Raw genomic sequence first — 17,086 nt, 5'->3', positions numbered from 1 at the left:
GAGCAGCGGATTGAAAATCCGCGTGTCCTTGGTTCGATTCCGAGACGAGCCACCAAGGAATTCAAGGGTTTAGCTGTAAGCTAGGCCCTTTTTCAAATGCTTAGTCAAGCATGGCTCGTTAGCTCAGTTGGTAGAGCAGCGGATTGAAAATCCGCGTGTCCTTGGTTCGATTCCGAGACGAGCCACCAGTATTTCGGTATTCAATCCGAAGCAAAAACCCGCTAGCGCAAGCTGAGCGGGTTTTTTGTTTTTCTGGGGTATATTTCGCCAGCTGTTGCTGCGTAAGTCGTGCGGGTTAATACCCTGTTGATAATAAAAAAGGCAGCGTGCGCTGCCTTTTTGTCATTTAAACCGTAAACGATTTAGTCTTGGCGTTCAACTTGGCTAACATCACGCACTGCGCCAGTGTCGGCGCTGGTAGTCATTGCCGCGTAGGCGCGTAATGCTGGGCTGACCACGCGTTGACGCGACACCGGTTTCCAAGCTAGCTTGCCGCGTGCGTTCATTGCGGCGCGGCGGGCATCCAGTGCGGCGGCGTCAATTTTTAGGTTGATGGTGCGGTTTGGAATGTCGATTTCAATGGTGTCGCCTTCTTCCACCAAGCCAATCGCACCACCTTCGGCGGCCTCTGGGCTGGCGTGGCCAATCGATAGGCCGGAAGTGCCGCCAGAGAAGCGTCCGTCAGTTAGAAGTGCGCACTCTTTGCCGAGACCTTTTGACTTGAGGTACGACGTTGGGTACAGCATTTCTTGCATGCCTGGGCCGCCTTTAGGGCCTTCGTAGCGAATAATCACGACATCACCCGCAACCACTTCGTCGGCCAAAATGCTGGCGACGGCGTCGTCTTGTGATTCAAAGACACGGGCGCGACCAGTGAATTTTAGGATCGAGTCATCAACACCCGCGGTTTTGACGATGCAGCCGCGCTCGGCGATATTGCCGTACAACACGGCAATGCCGCCGTCTTGTGAGTAAGCGTGTTCTTTGTTGCGGATGCAGCCGCCTTCGCGGTCAAGGTCGAGGTCGGGGTAGCGCATCGATTGGCTAAATGCAATCGTCGTGGCGACCCCGCCAGGTGCCGCGCGGTAAAATAAGTGCGCCAAGCTATCTGGGCCATTTTTGACAATATCCCATTGATCTAAGCCTTCGCCGAGGGTTTTGGCGTGCACTGTTGGTACGTCGCGATGAATCAGTCCGGCGCGTGATAATTCGGCGAGTAGCGCGAATACCCCACCAGCGCGGTGCACGTCTTCCATATGGTATTTTTGTGTTGCTGGTGCGACTTTGGCTAGGCAAGGTACGCGGCGCGAAATATGGTCGATGTCGGCCATTTTGAAGTCAACGCCAGCTTCTGAGGCGGCGGCGAGCAAATGCAGTACGGTATTGGTTGAGCCGCCCATGGCAACGTCTAGACTCATGGCGTTTTCAAATGCTTCGCGCGTGGCGATTGAGCGCGGCAGGGCCGATTCGTCGCCTTGCTCGTAATAACGTTTGGCCAGTTCAACAATGGTGCGGCCCGCTTGTAGGAATAGCTGCTTACGGTCGCCGTGCGTGGCCAGCATCGAGCCGTTGCCCGGTAATGACAGGCCGAGTGCTTCGGTGAGGCAGTTCATCGAGTTGGCGGTAAACATGCCTGAGCAAGAGCCGCAGGTCGGGCAGGCGCTGCGCTCGATGGCGGCCACTTCTTCGTCGCTGACTTTGTCGTCTGCGGCTTCGACCATTGCGTCAACGAGGTCGAGTTTACGTACTGTGCCTTTCCAATCCACCTTGCCCGCTTCCATTGGGCCGCCAGAAACGAAAATCACTGGAATATTGAGGCGCAGTGCTGCCATCAGCATACCGGGGGTGATTTTGTCGCAGTTGGAAATGCAGACAATCGCATCGGCGCAGTGTGCATTGACCATGTATTCGACTGAATCGGCAATTAAATCGCGGCTCGGTAGGCTGTACAGCATACCGCCGTGGCCCATGGCGATGCCATCGTCAACGGCGATGGTGTTGAATTCTTTGGCGACGCCACCGGCTTTTTCGATTTCGCGTGCGACCAATTGGCCCATATTGTGTAAATGAACGTGCCCAGGAACAAACTGGGTGAACGAGTTGGCGATGGCAATGATGGGTTTGTCAAAATCACCATCTTTCATGCCAGTGGCGCGCCAGAGGGCGCGGGCGCCGGCCATATTGCGGCCGTGGGTGGTGGTGCGAGAGCGATAAGTGGGCATGTCGATTCCTTGGGCAAAATTCAAAACACGTGGCCGATTGTATCGAAAAAAAGCCAGCCTAGGTTTTCGAAGTAAGGGGCTTTGCTCTGAGTAATTGGGCGCGGCATGAAAAGGTGATTGAAGTTGTTGGTGAGGCGGTATAATCGGCGGCTACTTTTCTGGCGTTAAGGCGAAATTTTATTATGTTTGTTCATCCGCAGTTTGATCCAGTGGCGATTAGTCTCGGGCCAGTTGGTGTTCACTGGTATGGCTTGATGTATCTGATTGGCTTTGTGTTGTTTGTCATGTTGGGGCGTTGGCGAATTCGACGTGGCAATCCACCGGGTTGGCAAACTTCAGAGATGGATGACTTGCTGTTTTACGGCGTACTCGGAGTGATTTTGGGTGGGCGTCTGGGCTATGTATTGTTTTATAAGCCGGCATTTTATTTGGCCAATCCACTGGATATCCTCAAAGTCTGGGAAGGGGGGATGGCATTTCATGGCGGCTTTTTGGGTGTGTTGGTTGCTATGGCGCTGTTTGGCCGAAAAACCAATCGAGATTTTTTCCAGGTGACCGATTTTATTGCGCCGCTGGTGCCTTTGGGTTTGGCGGCAGGTCGAATCGGCAACTTTATCAATGGTGAGTTGTGGGGCCGTGTGACGGACGCCGCGATGCCATTGGCGATGATTTTTCCACAAGCGCACGATGGATTGCCGCGTCATCCGTCGCAGTTATATCAATTCGCTTTAGAAGGGGTGTTGTTGTTTATTGTGTTGTGGTGGTTCTCGGCCAAGCCACGCGCCGTTGGCCAAACATCGGCGTTATTTTTGATGGGTTATGGGGTGTTCCGCTTTATTGCCGAATATGCTCGCCAACCTGATGATTTCTTGGGCTTATTGGCAATGAATTTAAGTATGGGCCAGTTGCTGTGCTTGCCAATGATCGTATTGGGGGTGATTTTATTTGTGTGGGCAACAAAACGAAACAAAACGCTTTGATTTAAGTGTGATGATTTTCTTAATTAAATTAGGCTCTTAGTTGGTTTTTTGTGATTTGTACAATTATTTTCATCAAAAATGTTTGACGGCTTGGGGGCTCGTAGTCATAATGCGGGCTCTCTAAGTGGCGGGGTTACCCTAGCGGTCAACGGGTCCGGACTGTAAATCCGGCGGCTCAGCCTTCGAAGGTTCGAATCCTTCCCCCGCCACCACTTAAGAGCATGTTAAAGTTTAGAGAACGAATCAGTTATTAAGTAACGCGGGTGTAGCTCAATGGTAGAGCAGAAGCCTTCCAAGCTTACGACGAGGGTTCGATTCCCTTCACCCGCTCCAGTTTATTGCCGATGTAGCTCAGGGGTAGAGCACTCCCTTGGTAAGGGAGAGGCCATGAGTTCAATTCTCATCATCGGCTCCAGTCAATTGTCAGTTATTAATTTATTTCAAGATCTCGAAAAAGGAATAAGCGATGGCTAAGGAAAAGTTTGCACGGACTAAGCCTCACGTTAACGTGGGTACGATTGGTCACGTGGATCATGGTAAAACAACGCTGACAGCTGCAATTACTACTGTTTTATGTAGAAAATTTGGCGGTATCGTTAAAGACTACGCTTCAATTGATAGTGCGCCAGAAGAAAAAGCACGCGGTATTACTATTAATACTGCGCACGTTGAATACGAAACAGAAAAACGTCATTACGCACACGTTGACTGCCCAGGTCACGCGGATTATGTGAAAAACATGATTACCGGTGCGGCGCAGATGGATGGCGCAGTTTTGGTGGTTTCTGCTGCTGATGGTCCTATGCCACAAACCCGCGAGCACATCTTATTGTCTCGTCAGGTTGGTGTTCCATACATCATCGTATTCATGAACAAAGCTGATTTAGTTGATGATGCTGAGTTGCTTGAGTTGGTTGAAATGGAAATTCGTGATTTGTTGAACAAATACGATTTCCCTGGCGATGACACTCCGGTTATTACTGGTTCTGCTCGTCTGGCACTGGAAGGTGACCAATCAGAATACGGCGAGCCAGCAATTTTACGCTTGGCAGATGCTTTGGATACTTACATTCCTGAGCCAGAACGTGCAATCGACGGTGCATTCTTGATGCCAGTTGAAGATGTGTTCTCTATTTCTGGTCGCGGTACTGTTGTGACTGGTCGTGTTGAGCGCGGCATTGTTAAAGTGGGTGAAGAGATCGAGATCGTTGGTATTGTGCCAACAGTTAAGACGACTTGTACTGGTGTTGAGATGTTCCGTAAATTGCTTGACCAAGGTCAAGCGGGTGACAACATTGGTGCCTTGCTTCGTGGTACTAAGCGTGAAGATGTTCAGCGCGGTCAAGTATTGGCTAAGCCAGGTTCGATCACGCCGCACACTAAGTTTACTGCTGAGATCTATGTATTGTCTAAAGATGAAGGTGGTCGTCATACGCCATTCTTTAGCAATTACCGTCCACAGTTCTACTTCCGTACGACTGATGTAACTGGCGCGATTGAATTGCCAGAAGGTACAGAAATGGTAATGCCTGGTGATAATGTATCGATCACTGTGACCTTGATCTGCCCAGTAGCGATGGAACAAGGTTTGCGTTTCGCGATTCGCGAAGGTGGTCGTACAGTTGGCGCTGGTGTTGTTGCAACAGTAGTTCAATAATAGGTTGCAAAAAGGGTTTAACGTTGTTATAGTTATGCCCTCTCCGTAGGCGAGTAGCTCAATTGGTAGAGTACCGGTCTCCAAAACCGGGGGTTGTGGGTTCGAGACCCCCCTCGCCTGCCACAATATATCAACGGAGCCGTTCCTTCATAGGAGCGGCTCTGTTTTATGGGTCGCCGATAAAGCAATGCAAAGCATAGAACGACTAAAAGTAGTAGCTGCCCTGGCCCTCGTGTTGTTGGGTGTTGCGGGTTTTTATATGGTTCCAGCGGGTCAATCCTTTTTGGGGTCTTTGTGCGTCGCGGTAGGTGTGGTAGCTGCAGGTGCGGTAATGTGGTTTACTACATTAGGTCGCACTTTTGTTGATTACGCTCGTGATTCAGTTAAAGAAGCTCAGAAAGTAGTTTGGCCAAGTAAAAAAGAAACATGGCAAGTAACTGCTGTGGTTTTCTTATTTGTCGGTGTATTGGCTCTGTTTATGTGGGCGGTTGACTCAGGTCTCGCTTGGTTGTTTTACGATGTCGTGCTCGGTCGCGGTCAATAAACGGAGGGTTCGATATGGGTATGCGCTGGTATGTGGTTCATGCGTATTCTGGCTTTGAAAAAAGCGTACAGAAAGCATTAAAAGAAAAAATTGATCGCTTGGATATGGCGCACTTGTTTGGTGAGGTGTTGGTCCCTGTCGAAGAGGTGATGGAAATTAAAAATGGGAAAAAAACGCTGACTGAGCGTAAATTTTACCCAGGGTATGTTTTTGTTGAAATGGATATGACCGACGATAGTTGGCACTTGGTGAAAAGTACACCTAAAGTGACTGGTTTTATCGGCGGTAGTGGTACTAAGCCAATGCCAATTCCTGCGAAAGAAGTAGAGCGCATGATGCAGCAAGTGCAAGAAGGTGTTGAGAAGCCGCGTCCAAAAGTGTTGTTTGAAGTTGGTGAATCCTTGCGTGTTACTGAAGGCCCATTTGCTGATTTTAATGCGACAGTTGAAGATGTGGATTACGATAAGAGTCGTCTGAAAGTGTCGGTGATGATTTTTGGTCGTGCAACACCCGTTGATTTAGAGTTTTCTCAGGTCGAAAAAGTCTGATCTGAATTGGTTTTACGCAGTTAATGCGTTTTTCATTGGGGAGCTAGCTATTGCTAGCGTTTGACCCGCTTTTAGGAGTTGTATCGTGGCTAAAAAAATTGTCGGCTATGTAAAGCTGCAAGTGCCCGCTGGTAAAGCAAATCCATCGCCACCTATCGGTCCGGCATTGGGTCAGCGCGGTTTGAATATCATGGAATTTTGTAAAGCGTTTAACGCTGCAACCCAAGGCGTTGAGCCAGGTTTGCCAATTCCTGTTGTGATTACTGCGTATGCGGATAAATCATTCACTTTCGTGATGAAATCACCACCAGCAACAATTTTGTTGAAAAAAGCTGCGGGTATCACTAAAGGCTCAGCTAAGCCACATACCGACAAAGTCGGCGTTGTGACTCGTGCTCAGTTGGAAGAAATCGCTAAAACTAAGCAAGCAGATTTGACTGGTGCCGATATGGACGCTTCAGTACGTATTCTTGCTGGTTCAGCACGTTCAATCGGTATCACCGTGGAGGGCGTGTAAATGGCTAAGGTTTCTAAACGTCTAGCGGCTTTGAACGCTACTGTAGATCGCAATAAATTGTACCCAGTTGCTGATGCAATTGCTTTGGTACAAGCTGCGGCAACTGCTAAATTTAACGAATCTATCGACGTTTCGTTCAATCTTGGTATTGATGCACGTAAATCAGACCAAGTAGTTCGTGGCGCTGTTGTATTGCCTAAAGGTACTGGTAAATCAGTTCGCGTTGCCGTGTTCACACAAGGTGCAAACGTTGAGTTGGCTAAGGCTGCTGGTGCCGATATCGTTGGTTTTGAAGATTTAGCTGAACAAATTAAAGCTGGCGTAATGGACTTTGACGTTGTTATTGCATCACCAGATGCAATGCGTATCGTTGGTCAATTGGGTCAAATTTTGGGCCCTCGTGGTCTGATGCCAAATCCAAAAGTAGGTACCGTAACTCCGAACGTTGCTGAAGCGGTTAAAAACGCTAAAGCCGGTCAAGTTCAATATCGTACTGACAAGGGTGGTATCGTACACGCAACAATCGGTCGGGCTTCTTTTGCCGCCGCTGATTTGCAAACTAACTTAGCTGCTTTGGCCGATGCTTTGCAAAAAGCAAAACCAGTAAACGCTAAGGGCGTGTATTTCAAGAAAATCGCAGTTTCTAGCACAATGGGTGTAGGCGTTCGCGTTGACACTACTTCTGTACTAGCATAAAGACTTTGGGTTGCTGCAGGGTATTTCGATGCCTCGCAGTAAAATGTCAAAGACCGTAGGCGCTAAATCATCGATTTAGCTTAATCACAGCGCCCAAACGCTAGCCTACGCAGACGGTGTGCCCAATGCAGGCTTCTCATCAACAATTTAAGTTGATACAAGTCTCCTGAATATTGGTCGCCGTTTGATTGGGTGGCGCGATTATTCGCGCTGAACTTAACTAATGGAGGTTGACCTTGAGTCTGAATCTTGACGACAAAAAAGCGGTCGTGGCTGAGATTGCAGCAGTAGTTGCAAATGCTCAAACCATCGTTATCGCTGAATACCGTGGAATCGGGGTTGCTAGCATGACTGCATTGCGCAAACAAGCGCGTGAGTCTGGCGTGTTCTTGCGTGTTTTGAAAAACACCTTGGCGCGTCGTGCTGTTGAAGGAACTCCGTTTGCTGGCTTGGCTGACCAAATGTCAGGCCCGCTGGTTTACGCGATTTCTGAAGACGCAGTTGCTGCAGCTAAAGTTATCCAAAACTTCTCAAAGAAAGATGAGAAGATTAAGGTAATTGCTGGTTCGTACGAAGGCAAAGTATTAACTGTTGCTGAAGTTGCCCAACTCGCTACTATCCCGAGCCGTGATGAATTGCTCTCGATGTTGTTGGGTGTTATGCAAGCTCCAGTTTCTGCGTTTGCTCGTGGTCTTGGCGCTTTGGCTGCTAAGAAAGCTGAAGATGCTGCTCCTGCTGAAGAAGCTCCAGTTGCTGAAGTTGCAGCTACTGAAGCGCCAGCAGACGCTGCCTAAGCTTTATACCAATTTTGAATTTGATTTAATCTGACAAGATTTTCAGGAGTACTAGAAATGGCTGTTACTAAAGAAGACATCCTTGAAGCAGTAGGTGCTTTGACTGTTATGGAATTGAATGACCTCGTTAAGGCATTCGAAGAAAAATTTGGCGTTTCTGCTGCTGCTATGGCAGTTGCTGGTCCAGCCGGTGCTGGCGCAGCTGTTGCTGAAGAACAAACTGAATTTGACGTTATCTTGACTGGCGTTGGCGCTCAGAAAGTTGGCGTGATTAAAGTTGTTCGTGAAGTAACAGGTTTAGGTTTGAAAGAAGCTAAAGACTTAGTTGATGGCGCACCTAAAGCAGTTAAAGAAGCTGTATCTAAGGCTGATGCTGATGCAATCGCTAAGAAATTGATCGAAGCCGGCGCTACTGCTGAAGTTAAGTAATTGTTCTTGAAGTAATGTAGTGCAGGCAGGCGGAGGAATCCGCCTGCCCTTTTGCGTTTGTATACTGCGAGCTTACTTACAGCTACTTGAGTTGTTGGTAAATTATAATTTGCAGCTGGCAAACCAGAAACCGCTCACAACCGTAAGCGGGCGTTTTGCGGTTTGTCCATTGCGCCCAACCCCATGGAGAGTTTATGAGTATGAAATACTCGTTCACTGAGAAAAAACGTATTCGCAAAAGTTTTGCGAAACGGGCGAGTGTCCTCGAAGTGCCGTTTCTGCTGGCTACTCAGATCGACTCTTATACCGAATATCTGCAACTAGGCGTGCCAACAGAGGCCCGCCGTGAAATTGGTTTGCAGGCTGCGTTTAACTCGATTTTCCCGATCGTTTCCCATAATGAGTATGCACGTTTAGAATTTGTGCATTATTCATTGGGTGAGCCCGCATTCGATGTAATCGAATGTCAACAACGTGGCATTACTTTTGCTGCGCCGTTGCGTGCTCGTGTTCGTCTGGTCATTATGGATCGCGACGCAGCAAAGCCGACTGTGAAAGAAGTTAAAGAACAGGATGTTTACTTCGGTGAAATCCCGCTAATGACACGTAGTGGTTCATTCGTGATCAATGGCACTGAACGTGTAATTGTTTCTCAGCTACATCGCTCTCCGGGCGTGTTCTTTGAGCATGACAAGGGTAAAACCCACAGCTCAGGTAAGTTATTGTTCTCGGCGCGCGTAATTCCTTATCGTGGCTCATGGCTTGATTTTGAATTTGATCCGAAAGATTTGTTGTTCTTCCGTATTGACCGCCGTCGTAAAATGCCAGTCTCTATTTTGCTTAAAGCATTAGGGTATACGGCTGAACAGATCTTGGCTGAATTCTTCGATACAGATACCTTCTATCTCACTGATGATGGCGTGTTCTGGGAATTAGTTCCTGATCGTCTACGTGGTGAAGTTGCTAAGTTCGATATTATTGCTGATGATGGTCGTGTATTGGCGCAAAAAGATAAGCGTATTACGGCAAAAACGATTCGCGACATTACTAACTCTGGCATGACACGTATTCCAGTTCCACTGGATTATATGTATGGCCGCATGTTATCGACGGCTGTAATTAGCCCTGAAACAGGTGAGCTTGTTGCTAAAGCCAATGATGAAATCACTGAAGATTTGTTGGTTAAGTTAGATAGCAATGAAGTCAAAGAAATTAAGACTTTGTACATCAACGATTTGGACCAAGGCGGCTTTATGTCGGCTACCTTGCGTACCGATGAAACCATGGACGAATGGCAGGCACGCGTCGCGATTTATCGCATGATGCGTCCTGGTGAGCCACCAACAGAAGATGCGGTTCAGGCCTTGTTCAAAGGTTTGTTCTTTAATGAAGATCGTTATGATCTTTCTGCTGTCGGTCGCATGAAGTTCAATAGCCGTGCATATCCAGATCGTTTGGAAGAGAAAGCTCCAGGCTGGCAGCGCCGTTTCTATGAGCGTGCTGGCAAGAAAGGCATTACTGGTCCAGGCATCTTGTCGACAGAAGACATTGTTGCGGTTATTGGGATCTTGCTTGAGTTACGCAATAGCCGTGGTGAAGTCGATGATATCGACCACTTGGGCAACCGTCGTGTTCGTTCAGTGGGTGAGTTGGCTGAAAATCAATTCCGTGCAGGGTTGGTTCGCGTTGAACGTGCTGTTAAAGAGCGTTTGTCGCAAGCAGAGTCAGACAATTTGATGCCACATGATTTGATCAACGCGAAGCCAGTATCGGCTGCGGTGAAAGAATTCTTTGGTTCGTCACAATTGTCGCAGTTTATGGATCAAACGAACCCACTGTCTGAAATTACCCACAAACGCCGTGTTTCGGCGCTTGGTCCAGGTGGTTTGACACGTGAGCGTGCGGGTTTTGAAGTTCGTGACGTACATCCAACGCATTATGGTCGTGTTTGTCCGATTGAAACGCCGGAAGGTCCAAACATTGGTTTGATCAATTCATTGTCTTGCTATGCTCGTACCAATGAATATGGTTTCTTGGAAACACCTTATCGTAAAGTAATCAATGGTCAAGCTACGCTTGAAATTGAATACCTATCGGCGATTCAAGAAGGTAAGTATGTTATTGCACAGGCGAATGCCGGATTAGATAGCGATAGCAAACTGACTGATGAATTGGTTACTTGTCGTGAAGCGGGCGAGACTATTGTTGCTACGCCAGATCGCGTGCAATACATGGACGTTGCGCCTAGCCAGATTGTTTCTGTTGCGGCTTCATTGATTCCATTCTTGGAACACGATGACGCCAACCGTGCATTGATGGGTGCCAACATGCAACGTCAAGCGGTACCTTGCTTGCGTGCTGAGAAGCCAATGGTCGGTACGGGTATTGAACGTACATGTGCAACAGACTCGGGTACTGCAGTCACTGCGCTGCGTGGCGGTGTGGTTGATTTCGTTGATGCAACTCGTGTTGTGGTTCGCGTGAATGATAGCGAAACGATTGCTGGCGAAACCGGTGTAGATATTTACAACTTGGTTAAATTCACTCGTTCGAATCAAAATACCAATACCAACCAACGTCCTATCGTTGTTAAAGGTGATCGGATTGAGAAGGGTGATGTCGTTGCTGATGGTGCATCGACTGACTTGGGTGAGTTAGCTTTGGGTCAAAATATGACCATCGCTTTCATGCCTTGGAACGGTTATAACTTCGAAGATTCAATTTTGATCTCCGAAAAAGTGATTGCTGATGATCGTTACACTTCGATTCACATCGAAGAGTTGAACGTGATGGCACGTGATACCAAGCTTGGTCCAGAAGAAATTACCCGTGATATTTCAAACTTGTCAGAGCGTATGCTTGGCCGTTTGGATGAAGCTGGCGTAGTTTACATTGGTGCTGAAGTGGAAGCAGGTGACGTTCTTGTTGGTAAAGTAACGCCTAAGGGCGAAACTCAGCTGACTCCTGAAGAGAAACTACTGCGCGCCATCTTTGGTGAAAAAGCATCTGACGTTAAAGATACTAGTCTGCGCGTGCCATCAGGCATGGTCGGAACAGTCATTGACGTTCAAGTATTTACCCGCGAGGGGATTGAGCGCGATAAACGTGCGCAAGCCATTATTGACGAGCAGTTGCGCCGTTATCGTCAAGATTTGAATGACCAATTGCGTATTGTTAATGATGACTTGTTCGAGCGTATCGAACGGATGATCGTTGGTAAGCTTGCAAACGGCGGCCCTAAGCGCTTAGCTAAAGGTACCGCAATCACTTCGGAATACTTGGCGGATCAAACTTCTAAGCACGACTGGTTTGATATTCGTTTGGCTGAAGAAGAAGCGGCACGTCAACTTGAAGCAATGAAAGATTTGATTGCTCAAATGAAGCAAGAGTTTGAGTTACGTTTTGAAGATAAAAAACGTAAGTTGACGCAAGGTGATGAGTTACCACCTGGTGTTATCAAGATGGTTAAGGTGTATGTGGCGGTAAAACGTCGCTTACAGCCTGGCGATAAAATGGCCGGCCGTCACGGTAACAAGGGTGTGGTTTCTAAGATTTTGCCAGTTGAAGACTTGCCACACATGGCAGATGGCTCAACTGTTGATATTGTCTTGAATCCATTGGGTGTTCCATCACGGATGAATATCGGTCAGATTCTTGAGGTTCATTTGGGTTGGGCAGCAAAGGGTATTGGTCAACGTATTGATGCGATGTTACGTGAACAACGGAATGTTGCTGAAATTCGTGAAATCTTAGATAAGATTTATCAGTCGAAAGGCAAGGCCGAAGACATTAGTGATTTGAGTGATGTTGAAATCATGACATTGGCGCGTGGTTTGCGCACAGGTATGACTTTTGCAAGTCCAGTGTTTGACGGTGCTGATGAATCTGAAATTCAAGAAATGCTTGAATTAGCATACCCTGATGACGATGCACGTACTCAGCAATTGGATTTCAACTCAAGCAAGACACAAATGCAGTTGTATGACGGTCGTACGGGTGAGCCATTCGAGCGTAAAGTCACTGTTGGTGTGATGCATTACTTGAAATTACATCATTTGGTTGATGACAAGATGCATGCGCGTTCAACCGGACCATACTCGCTTGTGACTCAGCAGCCATTGGGTGGTAAAGCCCAGTTTGGTGGCCAGCGTTTTGGTGAGATGGAGGTTTGGGCCTTAGAAGCATACGGCGCAGCGTACACCTTGCAAGAAATGTTGACTGTGAAGTCAGATGATGTGAATGGCCGTACTAAAGTTTACGAAAACATTGTGAAGGGTGATCACCGTATTGATGCTGGCATGCCAGAGTCGTTCAATGTATTGGTCAAGGAAATCCGTTCGCTCGGTATCGACATCGATCTGGAAACCTACTGATCTGTGTGAGGTGTGGGGAGGTGACTATTTAATGGTCGCCTCACACCTAACTACTCGCCCTCACTGGAGAATATTGGAATGAAAGGCTTACTCGAACTATTCAAGCAAGTCGCGCAGGACGAAGAATTTGACGCGATTAAAATTGGCTTAGCATCGCCAGAAAAAATCCGTTCTTGGTCTTTCGGCGAAGTGAAAAAGCCAGAAACGATTAACTATCGTACGTTCAAGCCTGAGCGTGATGGTTTATTTTGTGCTCGTATTTTCGGGCCGATTAAAGATTATGAATGCTTGTGTGGTAAATACAAACGTTTGAAGCACCGTGGCGTAATTTGTGAAAAATGCGGTGTAGAAGTTACTTTATCTAAAGTGCGTCGTGAGCGGATGGGTCATATCGACCTCGCTTCGCCTGTTGCTCATATTTGGTTCTTGAAGTCGCTCCCAAGTCGTTTGGGTATGGTACTTGATATTGCTTTGCGCGATATCGAGCGCGTATTGTATTTTGAGGCATTTATTGTCGTTGAGCCAGGCATGACACCGTTAACGCGTGGTCAGCTACTGACAGAAGAAGATTACTTTACCAAAGTTGAAGAATACGGTGACGAGTTTGTCGCCTTGATGGGCGCTGAGGCTGTACGTGAATTGCTAAAGTCTATGGACGTAGACCAAGAAATTAGCAATTTGCGCGCTGAGCTCGATAGCACCGGTTCTGAAACTAAAATCAAGAAAATCGCTAAACGTTTGAAAGTCCTAGAAGCGTTTGATCGCTCAGGTATCAAGCCAGAGTGGATGATTATGGAGGTGTTGCCAGTATTACCTCCTGAATTACGTCCATTGGTTCCATTGGATGGCGGCCGTTTTGCGACTTCTGATCTGAATGATTTGTATCGCCGCGTTATTAACCGTAATAACCGTTTGAAGCGCCTGCTTGAATTACGTGCTCCGGAAATTATTGTTCGTAACGAAAAGCGTATGTTGCAAGAAGCTGTGGACTCTTTGCTCGATAACGGCCGTCGCGGTAAAGCGATGACTGGTGCGAATAAGCGTCCATTGAAATCGCTTGCAGATATGATCAAAGGTAAGGGCGGTCGTTTCCGTCAGAACTTGTTGGGTAAACGTGTCGATTACTCAGGTCGTTCGGTAATTACTGTTGGTCCTACTTTGCGTTTACATCAATGCGGCTTGCCAAAATTGATGGCGTTAGAATTGTTTAAACCATTCATTTTCCATAAGTTGGAAGTGATGGGGTTGGCAACGACGATTAAAGCAGCGAAGAAGATGGTTGAAAGCCAAGAGCCTGTTGTTTGGGATATCTTGGAAGATGTTATCCGCGAACATCCAGTACTATTGAATCGTGCGCCTACATTGCACCGTTTGGGTATTCAAGCGTTTGAACCGACCCTGATTGAAGGTAAAGCCATTCAATTACATCCACTTGTCTGCGCGGCATTCAATGCCGACTTTGACGGTGACCAAATGGCGGTTCACGTTCCATTGTCGCTTGAGGCGCAGATGGAAGCACGTACATTGATGCTGGCGTCAAATAATGTCTTGGCCCCAGCTAATGGCGAGCCAATTATTGTTCCTTCGCAAGATATCGTGTTGGGCCTGTATTACATGACGCGTGAAGCGAAATACGCCAAAGGTGAGCGCCTCAATGAGGATGGCCAACGTTTGACGATTCTTGCTGACGTGTCTGAGGCTTTGCGTGCTTATCAGAGTAAAGAGGTTACCCTACAGACTCGCGTTTCTATTCGTTTGAAAGAATGGTTCCGCAATGATTTGGGCGACTGGGAAAGCAAGATGGTCCGTCGTGATACAACGGTGGGTCGTGCAATTTTGTCTGAGATTTTGCCTAAAGGCCTTGCCTTCTCGCATATCGATAAGTCATTGAAGAAAAAAGAAATTGGTAAGCTGATTAATGCTTCTTTCCGTCGTTGTGGCTTGAAAGAAACTGTTATTTTTGCCGATCAATTGATGTACACCGGATTCTCATACTCAACACGCGGTGGTATTTCGATTTGCGTTGATGATATGTTGGTTCCGGCGAATAAAGTACCGTTGTTGGCTGCCGCACAAGCTGAAGTAAAAGAGATCGAGCAACAATATAGCTCGGGTCTGGTTACGAATGGCGAACGCTACAACAAGGTTGTCGATATTTGGGGTCGTGCTGGTGATCAAATCGCGAAGGCGATGATGGATCAATTGGCAAAAGAAACCGTTTATGACGCCAATGGTAATAAAGACGAGCAAGAGTCGTTTAATTCTATTTACATGATGGCTGACTCAGGTGCCCGTGGTTCGCCAGCCCAGATTCGTCAGTTGGCAGGTATGCGTGGTTTGATGGCCAAGCCCGATGGCTCGATTATCGAAACGCCAATTACGACCAATTTCCGTGAAGGCCTGACTGTTCTGCAGTACTTTATTTCGACACACGGTGCACGTAAAGGTTTGGCTGATACGGCATTGAAAACGGCTAACTCGGGTTACTTGACGCGTCGTCTAGTCGATGTAACGCAAGATTTGGTGGTGACTGAAGATGATTGCGGCACGAAGAACGGCGTAGCAATGAAAGCCGTTGTTCAGGGTGGTGACGTTGTTGAAGCTTTGCGTGATCGTATTCTGGGTCGTATCGTCGTTAGAGACGTCGTTGATCCATCAACGCAAGAAACCATTTTTGAAGTGGGGTACTTGCTCGATGAAGATTCGGTTGATGAAATCGAAGCGCGAAATATCGACGAAGTAATTGTTCGCACGCCGCTGTCTTGCGATACACGTTATGGCTTGTGCGCTAAGTGTTACGGCCGTGACTTGGGTCGTGGTCAGATCGTCAATGCGGGTGAAGCGGTTGGTGTTATTGCGGCACAGTCAATTGGCGAGCCTGGAACTCAGTTGACGATGCGTACCTTCCATATTGGTGGTGCAGCATCTCGAGCTGCAGCAGCTAGTCAAGTTGAAGCGAAGTCTAACGGTAGAATGGCCTTTAGCGCCAATATGCGTTATGTGACGAATGCGAAAAATGAACTCATAGTGATCGCCCGTTCAGCAGAACTGTTGATTTTGGATGATGTGGGTCGTGAGCGTGAAACCCATAAGATTCCATACGGTGCAACGTTGGCAGTTAAAGCTGACGACATGATCAAAGCGGGTGCGGTTCTGGGTACGTGGGATCCGCATACTCGTCCAATTATTACCGAGTATTCAGGTATTGTCCGATTTGAGAATGTCGAAGAAGGTATGACGGTTGTTAAACAAGTCGACGAAGTAACTGGCTTGTCAACATTGGTGGTTATCGCCTCTAAAGCAAAAGTAACGGCAGCAAAAGGTGTTCGCCCATTAGTTAAGTTGCTGGATGAGAATGGCCAAGAAATGAAATTGGCGGGTACTGATTCGCCAGTAACTATTTCATTCCAAGTCGGCTCTATCATTACAGTGAAGGATGGTCAGCAAGTGGGTGTGGGTGATGTACTTGCCCGTATTCCACAAGAATCGGCTAAAACGCGCGATATTACCGGTGGTCTGCCACGTGTAGCCGAGTTGTTTGAAGCTCGCTCGCCAAAAGATGCTGGTATGTTGGCTGAAATTACCGGAACTGCAAGTTTTGGTAAAGATACAAAGGGTAAGCAACGTCTAGTCTTGACGGATTTGGATGGTGTTCCACATGAGTACCTGATTTCGAAAGACAAGCATGTCATGGTGCATGATGGTCAAGTAGTTAGTCAGGGTGAAGTGATTGTGGATGGTCCAATTGATCCACATGACATCTTGCGCTTGCAAGGGATTGAGGCACTGGCTCGTTATATCGTTCAAGAAGTGCAAGAGGTTTATCGCTTGCAGGGCGTGAAGATTAACGATAAGCACATTGAAGTGATTGTTCGCCAAATGCTTCGCCGTGTTGTGATCTCGGATCAGGGTGGTTCAAACTTCATCTTGGGTGAGCAAGTAGAGCGTGCTGAAGTTCTGATCATGAATGATAAGCTAGCAGAAGAAGGTAAAGAGTTGGCTAAGTTTGATAATATTCTCTTAGGTATTACTAAGGCTTCATTATCAACAGACTCCTTCATTTCTGCGGCATCGTTCCAAGAGACTACACGTGTTCTGACTGAAGCCGCCATTATGGGTAAAGTAGATGATTTACGTGGCTTGAAAGAAAATGTGATTGTAGGTCGTTTGATTCCAGCAGGAACGGGTCTGGCATATCATAAAAACCGGAAGCGTCAACTAGCAAAAGCTGAAAGTTTGGCGCCTTTTGCTGAAGCAGCCGCTGAAGTTATCGCTGAAATTGGAAATATTTCTGAGTAATTGCTGAGATGCAGGCCGACATCTGTC

General features: G+C 47.4%; 11 protein-coding genes and 5 tRNA genes. 15 read left to right on the top strand and 1 reads right to left on the bottom strand.

Going from position 1 to position 17,086, the window contains the following annotated elements; genetic code table 11:
• The first annotated feature begins 112 nt into the window (after window positions 1-112).
• Window positions 113-188, top strand: a tRNA-Phe gene (locus Q0V82_RS07460).
• 174 nt (window positions 189-362) lie between these two features.
• Here the strand turns inward: Q0V82_RS07460 and ilvD are convergent.
• A complete protein-coding gene (ilvD, locus tag Q0V82_RS07455; RefSeq protein WP_297574191.1) occupies window positions 363-2,222 on the bottom strand; it encodes a dihydroxy-acid dehydratase in 1,860 nt (619 codons plus the stop codon).
• 182 nt (window positions 2,223-2,404) lie between these two features.
• On the opposite strand from ilvD, the gene lgt reads away from it, so the two are divergent.
• From lgt to rpoC, 14 genes are all read left to right on the top strand, one after another.
• A complete protein-coding gene (lgt, locus tag Q0V82_RS07450; RefSeq protein ID WP_297574189.1) occupies window positions 2,405-3,202 on the top strand; it encodes a prolipoprotein diacylglyceryl transferase in 798 nt (265 codons plus the stop codon).
• Between the two features lie 126 nt (window positions 3,203-3,328).
• Window positions 3,329-3,414 (top strand) — tRNA-Tyr (locus Q0V82_RS07445).
• Between the two features lie 47 nt (window positions 3,415-3,461).
• A tRNA-Gly gene (locus Q0V82_RS07440) sits at window positions 3,462-3,535 on the top strand.
• A 7-nt stretch (window positions 3,536-3,542) separates the two neighbouring features.
• Window positions 3,543-3,617: transfer RNA gene (locus Q0V82_RS07435), tRNA-Thr, on the top strand.
• A gap of 51 nt (window positions 3,618-3,668) precedes the next feature.
• On the top strand, window positions 3,669-4,859 hold the full coding sequence (gene tuf / locus Q0V82_RS07430; RefSeq protein WP_297574186.1) for an elongation factor Tu: 1,191 nt from the start codon (window positions 3,669-3,671) through the stop codon (window positions 4,857-4,859).
• A gap of 47 nt (window positions 4,860-4,906) precedes the next feature.
• Window positions 4,907-4,982: transfer RNA gene (locus Q0V82_RS07425), tRNA-Trp, on the top strand.
• A gap of 64 nt (window positions 4,983-5,046) precedes the next feature.
• Window positions 5,047-5,403, top strand: coding sequence for a preprotein translocase subunit SecE (secE, locus tag Q0V82_RS07420; protein WP_297574183.1), 357 nt, complete (start codon window positions 5,047-5,049; stop codon window positions 5,401-5,403).
• Window positions 5,404-5,417: 14 nt separating this feature from the next.
• Window positions 5,418-5,951, top strand: coding sequence for a transcription termination/antitermination protein NusG (gene nusG / locus Q0V82_RS07415; RefSeq protein WP_297574181.1), 534 nt, complete (start codon window positions 5,418-5,420; stop codon window positions 5,949-5,951).
• A gap of 85 nt (window positions 5,952-6,036) precedes the next feature.
• Window positions 6,037-6,468, top strand: a complete 432-nt coding sequence (rplK, locus tag Q0V82_RS07410; protein WP_173532459.1) for a 50S ribosomal protein L11 — start codon at window positions 6,037-6,039, stop codon at window positions 6,466-6,468.
• On the top strand, window positions 6,469-7,164 hold the full coding sequence (gene rplA / locus Q0V82_RS07405; RefSeq protein WP_297574177.1) for a 50S ribosomal protein L1: 696 nt from the start codon (window positions 6,469-6,471) through the stop codon (window positions 7,162-7,164).
• Window positions 7,165-7,400: 236 nt separating this feature from the next.
• Complete coding sequence (gene rplJ / locus Q0V82_RS07400) at window positions 7,401-7,958, top strand: 50S ribosomal protein L10 (protein WP_297574174.1); 558 nt, start codon at window positions 7,401-7,403, stop codon at window positions 7,956-7,958.
• Between the two features lie 57 nt (window positions 7,959-8,015).
• The gene (rplL, locus tag Q0V82_RS07395) at window positions 8,016-8,387 is read left to right on the top strand and encodes a 50S ribosomal protein L7/L12 (RefSeq protein WP_297574171.1); all 372 of its coding nucleotides are present in this window, start codon (window positions 8,016-8,018) and stop codon (window positions 8,385-8,387) included.
• A 200-nt stretch (window positions 8,388-8,587) separates the two neighbouring features.
• Window positions 8,588-12,760 (top strand): DNA-directed RNA polymerase subunit beta, encoded by a 4,173-nt coding sequence (gene rpoB / locus Q0V82_RS07390; RefSeq protein WP_297574198.1) that lies wholly within the window; start codon window positions 8,588-8,590, stop codon window positions 12,758-12,760.
• Between the two features lie 78 nt (window positions 12,761-12,838).
• Window positions 12,839-17,059: a DNA-directed RNA polymerase subunit beta' gene (gene rpoC, locus Q0V82_RS07385; RefSeq protein WP_297574169.1), complete on the top strand. Its 4,221-nt coding sequence runs from the start codon at window positions 12,839-12,841 to the stop codon at window positions 17,057-17,059.
• Window positions 17,060-17,086: the final 27 nt, after the last annotated feature.

Origin of the sequence: uncultured Deefgea sp. (assembly GCF_947072475.1) — a bacterium.
GTDB lineage: Bacteria > Pseudomonadota > Gammaproteobacteria > Burkholderiales > Chitinibacteraceae > Deefgea.
The sequence above is the reverse complement of the archived record's forward strand: the minus strand, read 5'-3'. Positions and strand labels throughout refer to the sequence as shown.

What these genes read in the sequence shown, in the direction of transcription:
- rpoB (WP_297574198.1), top strand. Translation starts at nt 8,588, where the DNA reads ATGAAATACTCGTTCACTGAGAAAAAACGTATTCGCAAAAGTTTTGCG.
- rpoC (WP_297574169.1), top strand. Translation starts at nt 12,839, where the DNA reads ATGAAAGGCTTACTCGAACTATTCAAGCAAGTCGCGCAGGACGAAGAA.
- lgt (WP_297574189.1), top strand. Translation starts at nt 2,405, where the DNA reads ATGTTTGTTCATCCGCAGTTTGATCCAGTGGCGATTAGTCTCGGGCCA.
- rplA (WP_297574177.1), top strand. Translation starts at nt 6,469, where the DNA reads ATGGCTAAGGTTTCTAAACGTCTAGCGGCTTTGAACGCTACTGTAGAT.
- secE (WP_297574183.1), top strand. Translation starts at nt 5,047, where the DNA reads ATGCAAAGCATAGAACGACTAAAAGTAGTAGCTGCCCTGGCCCTCGTG.
- rplL (WP_297574171.1), top strand. Translation starts at nt 8,016, where the DNA reads ATGGCTGTTACTAAAGAAGACATCCTTGAAGCAGTAGGTGCTTTGACT.
- ilvD (WP_297574191.1), bottom strand. Translation starts at nt 2,222, where the DNA reads ATGCCCACTTATCGCTCTCGCACCACCACCCACGGCCGCAATATGGCC.
- tuf (WP_297574186.1), top strand. Translation starts at nt 3,669, where the DNA reads ATGGCTAAGGAAAAGTTTGCACGGACTAAGCCTCACGTTAACGTGGGT.
- nusG (WP_297574181.1), top strand. Translation starts at nt 5,418, where the DNA reads ATGGGTATGCGCTGGTATGTGGTTCATGCGTATTCTGGCTTTGAAAAA.